This window comes from Cupriavidus sp. 94F1 (assembly GCF_057798875.1).
Map to the genome: position 1 here is coordinate 426,897 of NZ_JBYOJT010000005.1, position 19,034 is coordinate 445,930.

Sequence of the window (19,034 nt, forward strand, 5' to 3'; positions counted from 1 at the left end):
TCTTGTCTCCTGTCGATCGAAAATTCGGGGTGTCAGATCACGCCGCGGGATTGCAGATCCGCGATGGCGTCGTCGTCGAGCTTCAGCAATTCCTTGAACACCTCGTGCGTGTGCTGGCCCATGTGGGGAGGCGGCATGCGCACCGGCAGACGCTGGCCATCGAGCGCATACGGCGGCGCCAACACGGCCTGCGTGCCGGCCTCGCTGTCTTCGAAGCGATGCAGCAGGCCCGCCTGCGCGGTACGTTCGGATTGCAGGGCGTCAAGCATGCCCAGCACCTCGCCGCACGGGATTTGGGCAGCCGTCAGGCGCTGCAGCAGATCGGCACGCGTGAAGCGTCGGAGCCGTTCGCGGACCTGCGCAAGCAGCACGTCACGATGCGCGGAGCGGGCGGTGTTGGTGGCAAACCGTTCATCGTCCGCCCATTCCGGGCAGCCGATGACCTCGCGGCAGAATCGCTGGAACTGTCCGTTGTTGCCGACCGTGATGACCAGCGGGCCGTCGGCCGCTTCGAACACGCCATAGGGCACGATGGACGGATGCGCATTGCCGAACTTGGGCGGATCGCCGGCCTTGAGCAAGGCCTCCATGCCGTAATAGGACGTGATCATCACGCCGCAGTCGTAGAGCGCCATTTGCACGTGGCGGCCGCGGCCGGTGGTGTGGCGCGCGAAAAGCGCCGCCAGGATGGCCTGGGCGGAATACATGCCCGTGAACATGTCCACGGCCGCCACGCCGAACTTCAGCGGGCCTTGGCCGGCCTCGCCGTTGGTCGCCATCACGCCGGACTCGCCCTGCACCACCAGGTCGTAGCCCGGGCGTTCGGCTTCCGGGGTGAACCGCGCATAGCCGGAAATCGAGCAGTAGACCAGGCGCGGATTGATCTCGCTGAGCTGTTCGTAGCCGAGGCCGAGTTTCTCGGCGCCGCCCACCTTGAAGTTCTGGATCACCACGTCGCACTGCGCGGCGAGTTGCTGCGCCAGCACCAGGCCCGCTTCGCTTTGCAGGTCCAGCGTCACCGAACGCTTGTTGCGGTTGGCGCTATTGAAGTAGGAGGTATTGCGCGTGCCGATGCGCACGCCCCAGTCGCGGGTGTCGTCACCCCGGGCGGGATGTTCCACCTTGATGACGTCCGCACCGAGGTCGGCCAGCGCCATCGCGCACATCGGCCCTGCCAGCACACGTGACAGGTCCAGCACCCGCACGCCGGCCAGCGGCAGCGATGCCATGTTTTCCTGATTCATTTTTGATGCGTCTCCCCGCGTCCCGGATCGGTTCCTGACAGGGAGGTCCGGTTGTCTTTACGAGGAAGCATTGTCCATATGTTCCTAATCCTTGACAATTGCAACCGGTTTTCAACATATCTGCATACTCAAGGTTGACAATGGACCTGAACGCGCTCGCATTGCTGGTCGATATCATCGACGCCGGAAACCTGAGCCGCGCCGCGAGCCAGCTTGGCATGAGCCGCGCCAATGTGAGCAAGCGGCTCAATCATTTCGAGCGGCAGCTGGGTGCCGAACTCCTCAGGCGGAGCACCCGGCAGCTCGAACCCACCGAACTGGGATGGCAACTCTACGAACATGGCCGCGCCATCCGCCAGGAACTGATGGCCGCCCAGGAATCGGTGCAGAGCCTGGGCAAGCGTCTGAGCGGCACGGTGCGGCTCAGCGTGCCGAGCGGGTTCGGCCAGCACACCATGTCGGCGTGGTTCATCGAATTCATGACGATGTTCAAGGGGGCGGTGGACTTCTCCATCCGCGTCATGGCAGAAGCGCCAACCAATGCGGTGGCGCACAGCCTGGGCGATGTCGAATATGTCGCCTGCGCCACCCCACAGCTCGTGCGCCAATACGGCATGCCGCGCACGCTCGACCAGTTTCGGGACCTGCCGCTGATCACGTCGGAACTGACCGGCCAGAAACTGCATGCGGCGGGCCGGGCGGGCGCGGCGGGCGGGGTGCCCAATATCCGCCCCCGACTGATGTCGGCAAACTTTTTCTTCCTTCGCGACGCCATCCTGAAAGGGCTGGGCGTGGGGTTGGTGCCCCACTACATGGTCGATGGGGACCTGGCCGCCGGCACCTTGCTGCAATTGCCGCTGCCGCCCCAGGATCTGGCGTTCCTGCGCACGACCATGTACCTGTTGTACATGCCGGCCCGCTACCAGACGCGTGCCGTCACGACGCTGGTTGCCTTCCTGCGCGACAAGGCGGCCGGCCGCTGACCGATGCCCGCCGAGCCCGGCCGGCGCCCGGGCAGGCCTGCCACCGGCGGCTACACTTACGGCTTTACACCCTGCCTGGCCCGGCTCTCGCCGGGTTGCCATCCATGTCGCATCCCACGTCCCCCGCGCCCGTCTCCCTGGTCGATTTCCGTGCCGAACCGGCGCCTGCCCATGACAATCCACGTCCCGACCGCCTGGTGGCCGGCAATCCGGATCGCACCACCTGGACGCACTACAGCGCCGAGCAGGGCGATTTCGACTGTGGCATCTGGGCGTGCCAGCCGGGCGCGTGGCGCATCGCCTTTCCGGCCGGCAAGGAAGAATTCTTCTGCGTGATCAGTGGCCGGCTGCGCATCACCAGCCATACTGGTAGCGCACGGGAGTTCGGCCCGGGCGATGCCTGCGTGATCCCCGCGGGCTTTGAAGGCGTCTTCGAAGTCATCGAACCGGTGCGCAAGCATTTCGTCGTGATCGATCGCAACGCGGGCTGAGCGGCCCGCAGGAGTTCCTGCCATGCCCAGCCACCGCGCCCTGCCGAACGTCCCGACCCTGCTCCTGGCCATTCTGGTTCTCGCCAGCCCGGCACACGCCGCACAGACCGCGGCCACGCCGAGCTTCGACTGCAAGAAGGCAGAGGGCCAGATCGAACAGCTGGTGTGCAAGGACGCCGCCCTGGCGCGGCTGGATCGCGAAACTACCCGGCTCTACGGCCTGGCGCTCGATGCCCGGTCGCTGCCGACCGCGCAGAAGAAATCGCTGATCGCCGAGCAACGGGGCTGGATCAAGGGCCGCAACGACTGCTGGAAGGCCGACGACGTGCACGCCTGCACCGCCACCACCTACCTGCAGCGCATTTTCGACCTGCGCCACGGCTACGCAGGCGCCCGCACCCAGGACGACCGCGGCATCAGCCGGGGCCCGTTCAATATCCGTTGCCCCGGCGTGGAGGCGGTGATCGCCGGCACCTTCGTGCAGACCGACCCCGGCTACGCCTATCTGCGATGGCTCGATCAGCAAATCGTGCTCCAGCAAGCCCCCGCCGCCTCTGGCGCGCGCTATGCCGCCACGCTCAAGGACGGCGAGGCCCAGTTCTGGGACAAAGGCCCGAATGCCCGGCTGGTCCTGCCCGGCAAACCCGAAATGGACTGCCGCGTGGAAATGACCGCCCACTGACCGCCCACTGAGGACGGCCCCACGCCCCAAGCGTGGCACCGGCACGACGTTCTCCACGTGCCCCCGAAGTTCCATTTGCCCGCTGCCGCATGCCTCCATATAATAACGATTCTCATTTCCACGGTATTCGTACCTCAGCAGGCCCGCCGCGGCAACAAGGAAAGGACAATGGCCGCCGACGCCGGTCCACATCAGGACATTCACGCGCTATACAGCAACCACCACCGCTGGCTGCTGGGTTGGCTGCACCGCAAGGTGGGCTGCTGGCACCGTTCGGCGGACCTGGCGCAGGACACGTTCATGCGCCTGCTGGCCCGCGAGGAATCGCCTTCCATCCTTGAGCCGCGCGCCTTTTTGACCACCGTCGCACAACGCGTGATGGCCAATCAGTGGCGCCGCGACAAGCTCGAACAAGCGTATCTGGAAGCACTGGCGCACCAGGCGCCGTCGCTGGTGCCCTCGGTCGAGGAACGCGCCATCCTGCTCGAAACGCTGCAGGAAATCGCCGAACTGCTGGATGGCCTGCCCGTGCCGGTGCAGCGCGCCTTCCTGATGGCGCAACTGGATGGCCTGAGCCAGTCCGACATCGCGGCTGCGCTGAGGATCTCCGTCACCACCGTCAAACGCTATCTGGTCCGCGCCGGCACGCAGTGCTATTTCGCGATGGCCGCGTCATGACCCGCGCAACCGCCTCGACCGTTGCCGTCAGGTCCGACGTGGCGCATGCCGCTGTGGAATGGCTGGTCACGCTGCAAGGCAGCGACGCCGATGACGCCACCCGTGCGGCGTGGCGCCGCTGGCTCGATCAGCATCCGGAACACGCCCGCGCATGGGCGCATATCGAAGCCGTCAATGCCCGGCTGGCGCGGCTGCGCGGCGTGGCATCGCCGCTGGCCAGCACCGTGGCCAGCGCCGCGCTGACGCCACCCCGGTCAGCCGGGCGCCGCCAGGCCGTGCGCGCGCTCGCCACGTTGTTCGTGGGCGGCGGGGTGGCGTGGATGACCCGCGAACACACGCCGCTGCAGGGATGGCTGGCCGATGCCGCCACCGCCGTGGGCGAGCAGCGCCGGCTCACGCTCGACGACGGCACGCACCTGCGGCTCAATACCGATACCGCCATCGACATCGCCTTTTCGGCAACCGAGCGCCGCGTGGTCCTGAAGCGTGGCGAAATCGAGATCGAAACTGCGCGCGATACCGCGCCCACGCCGCGCCCGTTCGTCGTCGCCACGCAAGCCGCCACGCTGCGGCCGCTGGGTACGCGCTTCGCGGTACGGCATCTCACCGATGCGGACTGGATTGGTGTGACCGAAGGCGCCGTATCGGTAAGCCCCGCCGAGACCGGGGCCGCCGAACGCATCGTCATGGCCGGCCAGGCCGCGCAGTTCACGGCACGGCGCGTGGAGGCACCCGCCCCGCTGTCCGACGCTGCCACCGCCTGGACCGACGGCATGCTGGTGGCGGCCGACATGCGGCTCGATGCGTTCCTGGCCGATGTCGACCGCTACCGCCCGGGCCATCTGCGCTGCGATCCGGCCGTCGCGGATTTGCGCGTGTCGGGCACGTTCCCCGTTGCCGACACAGACCGTATCCTCGACGCACTGCGCGGCATGCTGCCCGTGCGTATCCATTTCATGACGCGCTACTGGACCACGGTACTGCCGGCCTGATCGTCGTTCCCCGCGCCCTTACGCGGCCTCGCCGCTCCAGGCACGGATGATGTCCACCGCACCACCGTTCGCCTCGCAGACCGCCTGGCCGATCTCGCGGGCCCAGTATCGTTCCGACCCGTCGGCCACGCGCCAGGCGTGCAGCCGTCGCGTGTAAAGCTGCAGGTCGTATTCGGCGGTCACGCCGATGGCCCCGTGCACGGCGTGCGCCATCGACGTGACCGGCGCAACGGCTTCGCTGGCCCCGAGCTTGGCGATGGCCGCGTGCATGCGATGCGGGGTCGCCCCATCGCCGGAAAATGCGATCTGCGCGGCCATGCGGGTGGCCGCCACCTGCTCGGCCATCACGCTGATCTGGTGCTGGATCGCCTGGAACTTGCCCACGGGCCGGCCAAACTGCACGCGGTCGTTGGCGTACTGCAGGGTCAGATCGAACACACGGGCGATGGCCCCGGCCATCTGCGCGGCATGCAGTGCGGCGCCTATCGTGCGCAGCGTGCCCGACGGCAAGGCAAAGTCTGACGCCGGCGCGCCGGCGATGCTGACGGCGAGGTCGCCGTGCACCCCGGTCGGCGCCACATCGGCGGCGTCGCGCGGCAGTAGCCAGGCGCGGTCGGCCTGCTGCGCCAGGAACCAGCTTGCCGTGGCGCCATCGGCAATCAGGGTCCGCGCTTGCACGCCGAAACTGGCCAGTGCGACGGGGCCGTCCGGTATCGCGACGCCGGCCGCGTGCAGCAGCGCGCGCGCAAACATCGTCTGGCCCAGCGGCAGCGGGGTCGCGTACCGGCCGGTGACCCACAGCATCGGCAACAGGTTGCGCAGCGCGAGGCCGGCGTCGGGCAGCAGGCTGTCCGCGAAGCCGGTGGCATCGAGCTGCGTCCAGAGCGCAGATGCCGCGGACCCGGAACCCGCCTCGATGGCCCGCACCACGGCTGGCGTGCAGTGATCGCGCAGCACCGTTTCCAGCGCATTGGCGTAGATGTCGTCCATGCCCTCTCTCCGTGTCAGCGTAGTCCCAGGCCGCGCGCGATCATCCCGCGCAGGATCTCGCGCGTGCCGCCCCGCAGCGAATAGGTCGGCGAGATCTGGCTCACATAGGCCGCCGTGCGATACAGGTCGGCATCGGCGGCCAGGTCGGCATCGGCGCCCAATGCCGCCTCGGCCAGTGCGCCGATCGACTGTTCCAGCCCGGTGCCCAGGTCCTTGACCAGCGCGGCCTCGACCAGCGGGCTTTCGCCGGCTGCAAGCCTTGCGGTCACGGCCAGGGACATGGCGCGCAGCGTGGCCAGTTGCCCCATGATCCGCCCGACAGTCACCAGATCGCGCTGCACCGCCGGCTGCCGACGCAGGGCGGCCATCCATGCATCGAGCAGCACCACGCTCGAATACAGCCGTTCGGGCCCGCTGCGCTCGAAAGCCAGTTCCGCGTTGACCTGCTCCCAGCCGGCGCCCTCCTGCCCGACCAGCGCGTCGGCGGGCAACTGCACGTCTTCAAAGCTGACTTCCGAGAAATGCGCGTCGCCGGCCAGGTCGTGGATCGGCCGCACGGTCACGCCCGGCAGCGACAGGTCGACGATCACCTGCGACAACCCCTGCCGCCGGTCTCCGGTCTCGCCCGACGTCCGCACCAGCGCCAGCATGAAGTGGCAGCGGTCGGCATTGGTCGTCCAGATCTTGCGGCCGTTCAGGCGCCACCTGCCATCGGGCAGCGGCACCGCACGCGTGGCCACGCTGGCCAGGTCGGAGCCCGAATTGGGCTCGCTCATGCCGATGCAGAAGAACGCCTCGCCGCGGCAGATGCGCGGCAGGTAGAACGCCCGTTGTGCGTCGCTGCCGTAGCGCAGGATCAGCGGGCCGCTCTGACGGTCGGCAATCCAGTGCGCCGAAACCGGCGCGCCGCAGGCCAGCAGTTCCTCCACCAGCACAAAGCGCGAGAACGCGTCGAGACCGGCCCCGCCGTACTGCGCGGGCAGCGTGATACCGACCCATCCGCGCCGGGCCAGCGCGCGGCTGAAGCCGGCATCGAAACCCATCCACGAGCGTGCCCGTACATCGGGCGGCAGCGCGGGCAGGTGATCCCGCAGGAAGGCCTTCACTTCCTGCCGGAACGCGGCGGCGCCGGCAGGCAAGGCGGTCAGCGCGAACGTGCCAAACAACGGATGCAATGTCGACTCCTTTACCGATCCATTCGCCGGCTGCCGGTCAGTCCAGCGTGACGCCGGTGTCCTTGACCACCTTCTGCCAGCGGTCGATTTCCTGCGTCAGGTATTTCGCGTAGGCATCGGGGCTGGAGCCGCGCGCTTCGGCGCCCTGCGCGGCCAGGCTGGCGCGCACGTCGGCCGAGCCCAGCGCCTTCAGCGCGGCGGCGTTGAGCTTGCGCACGATGTCGGGTGGCGTTTTCGCCGGCACCATCATGCCCTGCCAGGCACCGACCTCGAACCCCTGCATGCCCGATTCCGCCAGCGTGGGCACATCCGGCAACTGCGCACTGCGCGCGGCGCTGGTCACGGCCAGCGCCTTCATGCGCTTGTCGCGGATAAACGGCAGCGACGAATTGATCGTATCGGTCATGAACTGCACCTGGCCGCTGGCCAGATCGGTCAGTGCGGGCGCGCTGCCCTTGTACGGCGCATGCACCGCGTCCAGTCCGTTGGCCTGCAGGAACAGGAACGCGGCCAGATGCGTGACATTGCCGTTTCCGGCCGATCCATACGTCATCTTGCCGGGATGCGACTTGAGCCACGCCACGAATTCAGGCACCGTGTTCGCCGGCACCTGCGCGTTGACTTCCAGCACCAACGGCACATTGGCCGTCATCGCCACGGGCAGCAGGTCGCGCTTCACGTCGTAAGGCAGCTTCTTGTACAGCGCCTGGCTCAGGGCAATCGACGACGTGTTGTACAGCACCGTGTAGCCATCGGCGGGCGCCTTGGCGACGATCTCGTTGCCGATATTGCCGTTGGCGCCCGGCCGGTTGTCGACCAGCACTTGCTGGCCCAGTTCGTCCGACATCTTGCGGGCGATCACGCGCGACACCAGGTCGGTGGGACCGCCGGGCGGGAACGGCACCACCAGCCGGATCGGCCGGTCGGGATAGGTGGCGGCCAGCACCGCGCCAGGCAGCGCGGCGACGGCCAGCGCGCACCCCGTCAGTGCCAGCAGCCATGCGCGGCGCGTGGAAATATTGAAGCAATGCCTGGCAATTCTGCTCTGTATGGGCATGGTTGTCTCCTCCGGTAAAAACCGTGTCCTGCCCCGCCCCGTCAGGAAGCGCAGCAGCGGGCGACCGGCGCAACCGGCGCGTCACGCCGTCACGCCGTGGGGCCGTCGGCCCGTGTCAGGCCTCGCGTCCGGCCAGCAGCCGCCGCGCGGTATAGGTCATGACCAGCGCCTGGCGCTGGTTGAACACCTCGATCAACGAATCCACCACGGCGCGGCCGCTCTTCGACGTCGGCCGCACGCCGGTCACGGTGATGCGCGCGTGGATCGTGTCGCCCACCAGTACCGGGCCGTGGATCTTCTGGGTCAGCTCCAGCATGGCCAGGCCCGTGCCCTGGATCATCGTCTGCAGGATGAAGCCCTCGATCAGCGCATAGGTCAGCGCGGCCGGCACGGGACGGCCCTTGATCGCGCCGGCCTCGTAGCCTTCCTCGATAAAAATGGCCTCCAGCATGCCGGTGACCGAGATGAAGTTGACCAGGTCGGTCTCGGTCACGGTGCGGCGGAAGGTTTCGAATACCTGCCCTTCCCGGATGTCCTGCCAGTAGAAGCCCTGTCCCAGGCGTTGCGGCTGTGCTGCGGTCATGTGGTCTCCGTGTCGTGTGTCGATGGGGGTGTTCGCGGCTCAATCGCCCAGCGCGGCAATCTCGGCGTCGCTCAGGCCCAGGCTGCCCAGCACCTCGCGCGTGTGCTCGCCCAGGCGCGGCGGTACGGCGGCATGCGCGCGCTCGCCGTCGAAGCGCACCGGCGCGCCCGGAAAGCGCAGCGTGCCCATGGCCGGGTCGTGCACCTGATCGAAGAAGCCCGTGGCCCGCAGGTGCGGGTCATCCACCAGCTCATCCAGGTCATTCACGCGGGCCACCGGAATCTGCAGCGTTTCGCACAGCGCCAGCCAGTCGTCGGTGCTGCGCTCGCGCACCAGTTCGCCGGTCATTTCGTAAAGCGTCTCGATATGGCGCGTGCGCGCCGCGATGTCGGTGAAGCGTGCATCGGCAGCCAGGTCGTCGCGGCCGGCGGCCCGGAAGAAGTCGCGCCAGTGGGCGTCGGTGTACGGCATCATGCAGACGTAGCCGTCGGCCGTCTGGTAAGGCCTGCGCAACGGCGCCAGCACGCGCGGATAGCCGGCCGTGGCCCGCGGCGGCTCGAAATGCTGACCGTACAGATGCTCGACCAGGTTGAACGCCACCATCGATTCGAACATCGGCACTTCGACCAGCCCGCCCTTGCCGCCGTTGCGCGCACGGCCGGCCAGCGCGGCGGAAATCGACAGCGCGGCCACCAGGCCGCTGGTCTTGTCCGCCGAGATGGTCGGGAAGTAGCGCACGGTGCCGGTCTGCGCGGCCATCAGCGCGGCATTGCCGCACAGCCCCTGGATGATGTCGTCGTAGGCCGGGCGGCCGCCATAGGGGCCATCCTCGGCAAATCCCAGCAGGCTCACGTAGACCAGTTGCGGATGGCGCGCCATGACGCTGGCCGGGTCCAGGTCCAGCTTGCCCAGCTTCTGCGGGCGCATGCTGTGCAGGAACACATCGGCCGTGGCCAGCAGCTTGTGCAGCGCCGCCTGCGCGGCCGGCTGCTTCAGGTTCAGCACCACGCTCTTCTTGCTGCGGTTCACGCCCAAAAAAATGGCGGACATGCCATCTTCGGTGGCCGGGCCGGTGCGGCGCGTGGAATCGCCGTCGGGCGTTTCCACCTTGATCACTTCGGCGCCCAGGTCGGCCAGCCACTGGCTGGCGTAGGGGCCCATCACGACTGTCGACAGGTCGATGACACGGATACCTGACAAGGGCAGCATCGCGGTGTCTCCTTATGGCTTTTATGGAACTGATGGGGGCCTAGCGTAGTCCAGTCGGACGCTTGCGTCTAATATTAGATATTTAGGAACTGATATCACCTGTATATCGCCCGTATATCGCCATGGACCTGCGCCAGCTTCAGCAGTTTGTCGTGCTTGCCGAGACCGGCAACTTCCACCGTGCCGCCGAGCGCCTGCATATGGCGCAGCCGCCGCTGTCCATCTCGATCCGCAAGCTGGAAGCGTCGCTAGGCACGCCGCTGTTCGTGCGCACCACCCGTGGCGTGCGCCTGACCCAGGCCGGCGAGGCCGCCCTGAACGATGCGCGGCGTGCGCTGTTCCATGCGGAGCAGGCCCGCGCCGCCGCCCAATCGGCCGCCCATGGCGAGCGCGGCGCGCTGCGCGTGGGATTTGTCGGATCGGCAACCTATGCGCTGCTGCCCCGGCTGATCCCGGCGTTTCGTGGCGAACACCCCGGCATCGAGCTGATCCTGCATGAATCAACGTCGGCGGCGATCCTGGACCGCATCGAGCGCGGCCAGCTCGACGCCGGCCTGGTGCGTTTTCCGATCCTGAGCAGCGGGCCGTTTCAGCTGCTGCCCCTGGAGTCCGATTCGTTCATGGCCGCCGTCCCCGCCGACAGCCGCTTCGCCAGCCAGGACAGCATCGCGCTGAAGGCGCTGGCCGACGAACCGTTCATCATGCATCCCAGCGCCGACGTGCCGAACCTGCAAGCCGTGGCGATGCTGCTATGCCAGCAGGCCGGCTTCGTGCCGCGCATCACGCAGGAAGCCGTGCAGGTGCAGACCATCGTCAGCCTGGTGGAAAGCGGATTGGGCGTGGCCCTGGTGCCGGGCGTGACCGCGCGCTACACCAACCGGCGCGTGCGCTTTCTGCGCCTGTCGAGCCCGCGCCCGACCAACCGCATCGGCATCGCACTGGCCACGCAGCAGGACACCGACGACCGGCATGTGCAACGGTTTGTGTCAGTGGCGCAAAGGATTGCGGAGGGAGAGCCATGGCAGGAGTCAGGCAGCGATTAGCGTTCCGCGCGGCCGTTGGCGATTGCTCATGGACTAATACTGATAAACCACCTGCATCCCCGCCGTCACCCCGGCGGTATTGAATGGCTCCGGCTTGTACACGGGCGTGCCCAGGAACACGTCATACGACACGCCGCCGAACCGTTGCGAGCCCACGCCGCCGCGCATGCCGATCACCGCGCCGGCCAGTTGTGTGCCCACCAGTGCCTGGGTCGATGGTCCGTACACGCGGCCATAATCGAGACCGACGTAAAGCGCCTGGCCGCTGGCTCCCAGGGGCGCCTGCAGTTCGTTGCGCCAATAGAATCCACGCTCGCCGGCAAGCTGGCTCTCGCCATCGAAACCCCGTACGGTATATCGGCTGCCAATCGTCAAGTCATCCACGTAATGCGGATCTTCAAGGCAACACCGGGTCATTCGGACCGGAGAACCTGCCTGTCGCGCGCTTTACCGTTTCAACCGGAAAAGTAAATCGAAACGGCGCGCAGGTTACTGGAGGGGACGAAGTACCGAAAGACCCTCTATTTGTGAACGTCCGTTCATTTTTGGTCACACGTTTATCACGGGTGCAACGGCGCGAGCGGGCGCGCCCGCCGGCCGAAGAAGCCGAAGAGACAGTTTCGAAAAATCGCCAGAATCCGTAGGTGAAAACGGCCGATCTGAGACTTCTTTACATCTGACTTCAGTGGCGTATCGACACAACGGAGTGCAATGATTTGGCGACAGGCGTACCAGGTTTGTGCTGAGGCAGAACGGGCCAATGCGAAGAAGAAAGACCTCCAACTGCGATGCTCCGCCGCTCCGCATTGATTCCGTGTGTATGCGGGAAAAATCGTCGAATTGCGATCCGCGACATCGCGTGGATTCGGAGAATTCCGATGTCGATGCGCGGTGCCGCGCGGGCCTGCGGGGCTTCTTTGCCGTCGCACGCTGCGCAACTTGTCGGGGGACAAGTGCCTGCGCAGCGAATCGCTGCACAATCCGGCCTCATTGCAATACCGCCTTGGGCAGCACGAGAATGTGGGACATTGACAAAGCAAAGCCGGACGCCGCACTTCCCGGCAGCGCACCGCGCCGCCCGCGTCTGGCGCGCTCCCTGCCGGTCCGCCCGCCGGACAGCCTGCATGCGCCCCTGCCCGTCCGACACATCAACACGACCCAACTGCGCCGCTTCGTCATGCTGATGCAGCACGAATCGGCCATCGCGGCGGAGCGCCACACCGGCATCCGCGCCGCCTGCATCCACTATGCGATCCGCCGGCTGGAGGATCGGCTCGGCACCACGCTGTTCTCGCGCGAGGCCGCGTCGATGCACCCCACGGCCGCCGCGCGCCGGCTCTATCCATGTGCCGTCCGGCTGCTGTCGATGTGGGACAGCCTCGTGGCGGAATCCACGGGTGCCGGCGACCCGCCCACCACGGGCGGCCCCGGCGCGGAGTGAACGCCCGGCAGGCCGACCGCCACGGCGCCATTCGGCAAACATCGTAGAATGGCCACTGGCTCGCAAACTGAGGCTCGACCCATGGCCGACCCCGACGGTCTGCATCACAAGACGTTCCTGCTGTTGCTGGCGATAGTCACCATCGCATTTTTCTGGATTCTTCTGCCCTTCTACGGCGCGGTGTTCTGGGGCGCGGTGCTGGCCATCATCTTTGCGCCGCTGCAGCGGCGGCTGGTGTCGGCGCTGCGCGGCCGCAACAACATCGCGGCGTTGCTGACGCTGCTGCTGGTGCTGCTGCTGGTGATCCTGCCGATGATCGTGATCACGATGTCGCTGATCCAGGAGGGCGTGAACCTCTACGACAACATCCGCTCCGGCCGGATCAACTTCGGCCACTACTTCCAGTCCGCCGCCGATGCGCTGCCGCCTTTCGTGCGCGACATGCTGGCGCGCGCCGACCTGGCCAGCATTTCCGACCTCAAGGACAAGCTCAGCGCCAGCGCGCTGTCCGCCAGCCAGATGCTGGCCACGCGCGCGCTGAGCATCGGCCAGAACACGGCGCAGTTCATGATCGGCTTCGGCATCATGCTGTACCTGCTGTTCTTCCTGCTGCGCGATGGCCCGCAGCTGTCGCGCCGGATACGGCTGGCCGTGCCGCTGAGCGCGGCCCACAAGCAGCACCTGATCCAGAAGTTCACCACGGTCGTGCGCGCGACGGTCAAGGGCAATATCGCCGTGGCGGCGGCGCAAGGTGTGCTGGGCGGTGGCATCTTCGCGGTGCTGGGCATCCAGGGGTCGCTGCTGTGGGGCGTGGTGATGGCCTTCCTGTCGCTGCTGCCAGCCGTGGGTGCGGGCCTGATCTGGGCGCCGGTGGCGGTCTACTTCCTGCTGACCGGCTCGGTGCTCAAGGGCTGCGTGCTGATCGGCTTTGGCCTGGTGGTCATCGGCCTGGTCGACAACGTGCTGCGCCCGATCCTGGTGGGCAAGGACACCCAGATGCCCGACTACGTGGTGCTGATCTCCACGCTGGGCGGCATGGCGCTGTTCGGGCTGAACGGCTTTGTGATCGGGCCGCTGATCGCCGCGCTGTTCATCGCCTGCTGGGACCTGAACAACGCCGAAGACCCGGCGGCTCACTGACGCCAATCGCGAAAGACGCCGTGGACCGACTGCAAGCAATGAAGACCTACGTGGCCGTCGTGGAATGCGGCGGCTTCACGCCCGCGGCGCGCAAGCTCGACGCGTCGCTGAGCGTGGTCAGTCGAATCGTGACCGACCTGGAAACGCATCTGGGCGTACGCCTGCTCACGCGCACCACGCGCGTGGTGCGCCCCACCCCCACCGGCACCGCCTACTACGAGAACTGCCGCCGCATCCTGGCCGAGATCGACGACGCCGAACTGGCCGCCGCCGGCGCGCACGAGGCGCCGCGCGGCCGGCTGTCGATCACCGCGTCGGTGCTGTTTGGCCGGCGCTTTGTCACGCCGGTGGTGGTCGAGTACCTGCGCCGCTATCCGGAGGTCGATGTCGATTGCATGTTCGTCGACCGCGTGGTGAATTTCATCGACGAGGGCATCGACGTTGGCGTTCGCATCGGCCCGCTGCCGAGTTCTTCGCTGCAGGCCATCCCGGTGGGCCACGTGCGGCGCGTGGTCTGTGCCGCGCCGGACTACCTGGCGCAACACGGCACACCGGCGTCGCCCGACGACCTGGCGCGCCATGCGGTGATCCAGACCACGGGCATCTCCACCGCGCCCGAATGGCGCTTCATGCGCAACGGCGAGCCGCTGCCCGTGCGGCTGACCCCACGCCTGGCCACCACCACCAACGATTCCGCGATTGCCGCCGCCGTGGCCGGTTTCGGCCTGACGCGCGTACTGTCTTACCAGATTGCCGACGAACTGCGCGACGGCAGGCTGCGGATCGTGCTGGAAGACTACGAGCCCGACCCGTTGCCGATCCACGTCATCCACCGCGAGGGCCGGCACGCCATGCACAAGGTGCGCGCGTTTATCGACCTGGCCGTGGCGCAACTGCGCGGCCAGGCCTCGCTGAACATTCCCGACAGCGCCCGAACCCGCTGATTCTTCTGGATTTCACAAGAGTCCCTTCGGGCTTCACCGGTTTTTCCCGCCCAGCCGGGTGTCTATAGTCGATCCGTACGCAGCGTTTGCGCCCGATACCACAATAATCGACCAAGGACATCCATCATGAAACTGTACGGCCACCCGCTTTCCGGACATTCGCACCGCGCCTGGCTCTTTCTGTCGCTGCTGGGCCAGCCTGCCGAGTGGATCGATGTGGACTTGCTGGCGCGCGCCCACAAGACGCCGGAATTCCTGGCCATGAACCCGTTCGGCCAGGTGCCCGTGCTGGTCGATGGCGATACGGTGATCAGCGATTCGAACGCGATCCTGGTCTACCTGAGCAAGAAGCTGGGCCGTACCGACTGGCTGCCCGAAGCCCCCGCCGAGGCCGCCGCTGTGCAACGCTGGCTGTCTGTGGCCGCGGGCGACATCGCATTTGGCCCCGCCCGCGCCCGCATCATCACTGTCTTCAAGGCCCCGTACGACAGCAAGGACGCGATCGAACGCGCACACGTGGTGCTCAAGCGCATGGACGACGCGCTGGCGGGCCGCGCCTGGCTTGCCGCCGATCATCCGACCATTGCCGACGTGGCGCTGTACAGCTACACGGCGCGCGCGCCCGAGGGCTTTGTCGACCTGAAGGACTACGCGAATGTGCGCCAGTGGCTGGCGCGCGTGGAAGCGTTGCCCGGCTTCATCCCGTTCCAGACCACGCCAGTCGGCCTGGCCGCCTGAACCCCGCCCGCGCTTCCCGCCGTTCCGGCATCCCGCATAACTTCAGGAGTCCGTCATGACCCCGCATCCGGTTCCGCACGTGGAAATCCTGCCCGGCACGCCCTGGCATACCGGCGAGCGCCAGCTGCAAGCCAGCATCGGCGCCGAGGAACGCCTGGCCGAAGTGGGCTCGCGCGTGGTGCGCGACTACATGCCGGACCAGCATCGCGACTTCTTCGCCATGTTGCCGTCGGTCGTGATTGGCACGGTGGCACCGGATGGGCGGCCCTGGGCAACGGTGCGCGGCGGTCAGCCGGGCTTCCTGCATTCGCCCGATCCGCGCCAGCTCGACGTGGCGATGGTGCGCGACGCCGCTGATCCGGCCGACGCGGGCATGGAGGACGGCAACGCCATCGGGCTGCTGGGCATCCAGCCGCATACCCGGCGCCGCAACCGGATGAACGGCACGATCCATCGCGATGCCACGACGGGCGCCCAGGGCTTTCAGGTGGCGGTGGGCCAGAGTTTCGGCAACTGCCCGCAGTACATCCAGAAGCGCGCGCCCGTGATGACCCGCGACCCGGCCACGCCGGCCAGCGAGCCGCCCGAGATGCTCGATGCGCTGGATGCCCGCGCGCGGACGCTGATCCGCCATGCCGATTCGTTTTTCGTGGCGACCTATGTGGACCTGCCCGGCGGGCTGCGCCAGGTGGATGTCTCGCATCGCGGCGGCAAGCCCGGCTTTGTGCGCGTCGATGACGATGGCACCCTGACGATTCCAGACTTCCAGGGCAACACGTTCTTCAACACGCTCGGCAACATGATGGTCAATCCGGTGGCCGGCCTGGTGTTCGTGAGCTATGCCACGGGCGACCTGCTGCAACTGAGCGGCCGCACCGAAGTCATCATCGATTCGCCAGAAATTGCCACCTTCGACGGTGCCCAACGGCTGTGGCGATTCACGCCCGAGCAGATCGTGCGGCGCGACCGCGCCCTGCCGCTGCGCTGGGACATCGATCCCGATGGCGCGTCGCCGCAGGCGCTGGCCACCGGCAGCTGGCGCTGAACAGGAAGTTTCAGGGAACGGCGGCAGCTGTGCCACAATCGCGCCAGTTTTTGGCCCGACCGGATGCCGCCCATGTCCCTGGAAGCCCTGCAGAACATCAATCCGCAATCGCTGCTCGATACCGCCATCAGCCTGGCCGCCGCCTTCATCCTGGGCGGCATGATCGGCTTTGAGCGACAGTACCGCCAACGCACGGCCGGCCTGCGCACCAATGTGCTGGTGGCGGTGGGCGCGGCCATCTTCGTCGACCTGGCCAACCATATCGCGGGGCATGACGGCGCGGTGCGCGTGATTGCGTACGTGGTCTCGGGCATCGGCTTCCTGGGCGCGGGCGTGATCATGCGCGAGGAAGGCAACGTGCGCGGGCTCAATACCGCCGCCACGCTGTGGTGCTCGGCGGCGGTGGGCGCCTGCGCCGGCGCCGACATGATTGCGGAAGCCGGGATTGCCGCGCTGTTCATCCTGGCCGCCAACACGCTGCTGCGCCCGGTGGTTGACCGGATCAACCGCCAGCCGCTGGACACCACGGCCGTGGAGGTCACGCACACCGTGCATGTGATCACGGCCCGCGACTACCAGAAAACGGCGATGCGCCTGCTGGAAGAGGCGCTGGAGGCGGCCCAGTATCCGACGCGCGACCTCGAAGTGCGCGCGTTCGGCGAACAGGATGTGGAAATCGAGGCGGCGCTGGCAGCCACATCGGTCGATGGCGATGTGCTCGACCAGATCGTGACCCGCCTGGGCGGCACCAGCGTGGTCAGCCAGGCGTTCTGGAGCGCGAGTACGACGGAGTAGGCGGCCGCTTGCCGGGCTGTTTGCTCCCGCTGCGGGAGACGGACAACACCGCCCGCCATTCAACCTCCGTCGGCTTGCTCCCCTATCCCGCAAGGCGGGAGAGGGGTTGGGGGAGAGGGCAACGGCGGCTCTGCTTGCCGACTTGTCGCAGATTGAACGGCCGACCCTCTCCCCCGCCCCTCTCCCGCAAGGCGGGAGAGGGAGAACACCGCACGCCATTCAACCTCCGTCGGCTTGCTCCCTCTCCCGCACTGCTGAAGAGGGAGACAACAATCAGTCCACGCTTGCCTCGCAGACAGCCCCCACCGCAAACTGCCCCAATATCCGCAGCGCCGTGATGTCCTCAGCGGTCCACGATTCCACGCCGGCCAGGTAGTTGAACGTGCCGATTACCCGCCCGCCGTGGCACAGCGGCACGTTGACCACGCCGTTCAGGCCCAGCGCGCGGATCGTGGCGATGTCGTCGAATACGGCGGCCAGCGCCGCGTCGCCTTCGCCCACGAAGACTTCGCCACGGTCCAGCAGCTGGCGTGTCCAGCCCGTATCGCCCTTGACCTTCTTGCCGCCGGGCGGATAGGCCACCGGGTCCGACGACCAGAGCCGGCGGATTTCGCGGCTTTCCACGTGCCAGGCGTTGATCGTCAGCAAACCCGGCCCGACGATATCGAGCGTGGCTGCGCCAACGGCGTCCATGACAGCCTGCGGCGTGGCGGCGGCGCGCAGGCGGTCGAACAGCGGATGCAGGTGCGTTTGCCAGTGGCCCAGCGTATCGACGCTTGCCATCGTCACTCTCCGTGGATGCCCAGGTCCTTGATCAGCTTGCCGTAGCGGTCGGCATCGCGGCGCAGGATCTTGGCAAACTCCTGCGGCGTCGAGGTGGCCGTTTCCACGCCGATCGCGTCCATCTTGGCCTTGACCTCTGGCAGCGACATCACGCGGTTGATTTCGGTGTTCAGCCTGGCCACCAGCGCGGGCGGCATGTTTTTCGGACCGAACGCGCCGTACCACACCGACAGTTCATACCCGGGGATGGTCTCGCCCACGGTCGGCACATTGGGCAGCAGCGGCGACCGCCTGGCCTCTGTCACCGCCAGCAGCTTGAGCTTGCCGGCCTTCACGTGGGGCAGCGTCTGCGTGCCGGCCGAGAACAGCAGCTGGGTCTGACCCGCCACGGTATCCACCACGGCCGGCGCACCGCCCTTGTACGGCACGTGCAGCATCTGGATGCCCGCCATCTTCTCGAACAGCACGGCGCTCAGGTGGTTGGTCGAGCCGGGCCCGGCGCTGGCGTAGGCCAGCTTGCCGGGATTGGCGCGGGCGTAGGCGACCAGTTCCTTGACGTTATTGGCCGGCACCGACGGATGCACGACCATCGTGTTGGTCACGTAGGCCAGCAGGCCCAGCGGCGTGAAATCCTCCACGCCCTTGAACGGCATGTTGGCCATCAGCGCCGGGTTCATGGCGTGCGTGCTCATCGAGCCGATCAGCAGCGTGTAGCCGTCGGGCTGGGCACGCGCCACCATCGCCGAGCCGATGTTGCCCGACGCACCGGGCTTGTTGTCGACGATCACCGGCTGGCCCAGCGACTTTGTCAGGTGCTCGGACAGCACGCGCGCCAGGATGTCGGTGGAACCGCCGGCGGCCCAGGGCACGATCAGCGTGACCGGCTTGGCGGGATAGGTGTCGGCGGCCCCGGCGTGGCCGGCGAACGACATGGCCAGCGCGGCGGCACCGCACAGCAGGCTTTTCAATACGGACCTCATGATGCAACTCCCCTTCTGTCTTCGAACTGTCTGATGTGATG

General features: G+C 67.2%; 20 protein-coding genes and 1 pseudogene. 12 read left to right on the forward strand and 9 right to left on the reverse strand.

Annotated features, from left to right (window positions below):
* Positions 1 to 32 precede the first annotated feature (32 nt).
* Positions 33 to 1,244 (reverse strand): CaiB/BaiF CoA transferase family protein, encoded by a 1,212-nt coding sequence (locus AC3FJ6_RS15530; RefSeq protein WP_488772724.1) that lies wholly within the window; start codon positions 1,242 to 1,244, stop codon positions 33 to 35.
* A gap of 140 nt (positions 1,245 to 1,384) precedes the next feature.
* Between AC3FJ6_RS15530 and AC3FJ6_RS15535 the strand changes: the two genes are divergently transcribed.
* The 5 genes from AC3FJ6_RS15535 to AC3FJ6_RS15555 all read left to right on the forward strand — a co-directional run bounded on the left by AC3FJ6_RS15535 (position 1,385) and on the right by AC3FJ6_RS15555 (position 5,070).
* Entirely contained in the window at positions 1,385 to 2,227 is an 843-nt protein-coding gene (locus AC3FJ6_RS15535; protein WP_488772725.1) for a LysR family transcriptional regulator, read from the forward strand.
* Positions 2,228 to 2,331: 104 nt separating this feature from the next.
* Positions 2,332 to 2,718 carry a cupin domain-containing protein gene (locus tag AC3FJ6_RS15540; protein WP_153949383.1) on the forward strand — a complete coding sequence of 129 codons (387 nt, stop codon included), beginning with the start codon at positions 2,332 to 2,334 and terminating at the stop codon, positions 2,716 to 2,718.
* 22 nt (positions 2,719 to 2,740) lie between these two features.
* Complete coding sequence (locus AC3FJ6_RS15545) at positions 2,741 to 3,400, forward strand: MliC family protein (protein ID WP_488772726.1); 660 nt, start codon at positions 2,741 to 2,743, stop codon at positions 3,398 to 3,400.
* Positions 3,401 to 3,568: 168 nt separating this feature from the next.
* Positions 3,569 to 4,078, forward strand: coding sequence for a sigma-70 family RNA polymerase sigma factor (locus AC3FJ6_RS15550; protein ID WP_488772727.1), 510 nt, complete (start codon positions 3,569 to 3,571; stop codon positions 4,076 to 4,078).
* On the forward strand, positions 4,075 to 5,070 hold the full coding sequence (locus AC3FJ6_RS15555; RefSeq protein ID WP_488772728.1) for a FecR domain-containing protein: 996 nt from the start codon (positions 4,075 to 4,077) through the stop codon (positions 5,068 to 5,070). Before AC3FJ6_RS15550 ends, AC3FJ6_RS15555 begins: the two co-directional genes overlap by 4 nt.
* An 18-nt stretch (positions 5,071 to 5,088) precedes the next feature.
* Here AC3FJ6_RS15555 and AC3FJ6_RS15560 read toward each other — a convergent pair whose 3' ends face one another.
* From AC3FJ6_RS15560 to AC3FJ6_RS15580, 5 genes are all read right to left on the reverse strand, one after another.
* Positions 5,089 to 6,060 (reverse strand): acyl-CoA dehydrogenase family protein, encoded by a 972-nt coding sequence (locus tag AC3FJ6_RS15560; protein ID WP_488772729.1) that lies wholly within the window; start codon positions 6,058 to 6,060, stop codon positions 5,089 to 5,091.
* Between the two features lie 14 nt (positions 6,061 to 6,074).
* Positions 6,075 to 7,235 (reverse strand): acyl-CoA dehydrogenase family protein, encoded by a 1,161-nt coding sequence (locus tag AC3FJ6_RS15565; RefSeq protein WP_488772730.1) that lies wholly within the window; start codon positions 7,233 to 7,235, stop codon positions 6,075 to 6,077.
* Positions 7,236 to 7,272: 37 nt separating this feature from the next.
* The gene (locus AC3FJ6_RS15570; RefSeq protein ID WP_488772731.1) at positions 7,273 to 8,292 is read right to left on the reverse strand and encodes a Bug family tripartite tricarboxylate transporter substrate binding protein; all 1,020 of its coding nucleotides are present in this window, start codon (positions 8,290 to 8,292) and stop codon (positions 7,273 to 7,275) included.
* 115 nt (positions 8,293 to 8,407) lie between these two features.
* The gene (locus tag AC3FJ6_RS15575; protein ID WP_488772732.1) at positions 8,408 to 8,875 is read right to left on the reverse strand and encodes a MaoC family dehydratase; all 468 of its coding nucleotides are present in this window, start codon (positions 8,873 to 8,875) and stop codon (positions 8,408 to 8,410) included.
* A 39-nt stretch (positions 8,876 to 8,914) separates the two neighbouring features.
* A complete protein-coding gene (locus AC3FJ6_RS15580) occupies positions 8,915 to 10,084 on the reverse strand; it encodes a CaiB/BaiF CoA transferase family protein (protein ID WP_488772733.1) in 1,170 nt (389 codons plus the stop codon).
* A 122-nt stretch (positions 10,085 to 10,206) separates the two neighbouring features.
* On the opposite strand from AC3FJ6_RS15580, the gene AC3FJ6_RS15585 reads away from it, so the two are divergent.
* On the forward strand, positions 10,207 to 11,127 hold the full coding sequence (locus AC3FJ6_RS15585; RefSeq protein ID WP_488772734.1) for a LysR family transcriptional regulator: 921 nt from the start codon (positions 10,207 to 10,209) through the stop codon (positions 11,125 to 11,127).
* 33 nt (positions 11,128 to 11,160) lie between these two features.
* On the opposite strand, the pseudogene AC3FJ6_RS15590 reads toward AC3FJ6_RS15585, so the two are convergent.
* A pseudogene (locus tag AC3FJ6_RS15590) lies at positions 11,161 to 11,511 on the reverse strand (ShlB/FhaC/HecB family hemolysin secretion/activation protein); the annotation flags it as partial.
* 634 nt (positions 11,512 to 12,145) lie between these two features.
* Between AC3FJ6_RS15590 and AC3FJ6_RS15595 the strand changes: the two are divergent.
* The 6 genes from AC3FJ6_RS15595 to AC3FJ6_RS15620 all read left to right on the forward strand — a co-directional run bounded on the left by AC3FJ6_RS15595 (position 12,146) and on the right by AC3FJ6_RS15620 (position 17,230).
* Positions 12,146 to 12,568, forward strand: a complete 423-nt coding sequence (locus AC3FJ6_RS15595) for a LysR family transcriptional regulator (RefSeq protein ID WP_488772735.1) — start codon at positions 12,146 to 12,148, stop codon at positions 12,566 to 12,568.
* Between the two features lie 81 nt (positions 12,569 to 12,649).
* Complete coding sequence (locus AC3FJ6_RS15600; protein ID WP_488772736.1) at positions 12,650 to 13,708, forward strand: AI-2E family transporter; 1,059 nt, start codon at positions 12,650 to 12,652, stop codon at positions 13,706 to 13,708.
* Positions 13,709 to 13,728: 20 nt separating this feature from the next.
* Positions 13,729 to 14,652, forward strand: coding sequence for a LysR family transcriptional regulator (locus AC3FJ6_RS15605; protein ID WP_488772737.1), 924 nt, complete (start codon positions 13,729 to 13,731; stop codon positions 14,650 to 14,652).
* A 126-nt stretch (positions 14,653 to 14,778) separates the two neighbouring features.
* Positions 14,779 to 15,390, forward strand: a complete 612-nt coding sequence (locus AC3FJ6_RS15610) for a glutathione S-transferase family protein (protein WP_488772738.1) — start codon at positions 14,779 to 14,781, stop codon at positions 15,388 to 15,390.
* Positions 15,391 to 15,445: 55 nt separating this feature from the next.
* Entirely contained in the window at positions 15,446 to 16,435 is a 990-nt protein-coding gene (locus AC3FJ6_RS15615; protein ID WP_488772740.1) for a flavin-nucleotide-binding protein, read from the forward strand.
* A gap of 72 nt (positions 16,436 to 16,507) precedes the next feature.
* The gene (locus AC3FJ6_RS15620; protein WP_488772741.1) at positions 16,508 to 17,230 is read left to right on the forward strand and encodes an MgtC/SapB family protein; all 723 of its coding nucleotides are present in this window, start codon (positions 16,508 to 16,510) and stop codon (positions 17,228 to 17,230) included.
* A 273-nt stretch (positions 17,231 to 17,503) separates the two neighbouring features.
* Here AC3FJ6_RS15620 and AC3FJ6_RS15625 read toward each other — a convergent pair whose 3' ends face one another.
* On the reverse strand, positions 17,504 to 18,013 hold the full coding sequence (locus AC3FJ6_RS15625) for a GAF domain-containing protein (protein ID WP_488772742.1): 510 nt from the start codon (positions 18,011 to 18,013) through the stop codon (positions 17,504 to 17,506).
* A gap of 2 nt (positions 18,014 to 18,015) precedes the next feature.
* Positions 18,016 to 18,993: a Bug family tripartite tricarboxylate transporter substrate binding protein gene (locus AC3FJ6_RS15630; RefSeq protein WP_488772743.1), complete on the reverse strand. Its 978-nt coding sequence runs from the start codon at positions 18,991 to 18,993 to the stop codon at positions 18,016 to 18,018.
* Positions 18,994 to 19,034 lie beyond the last annotated feature (41 nt).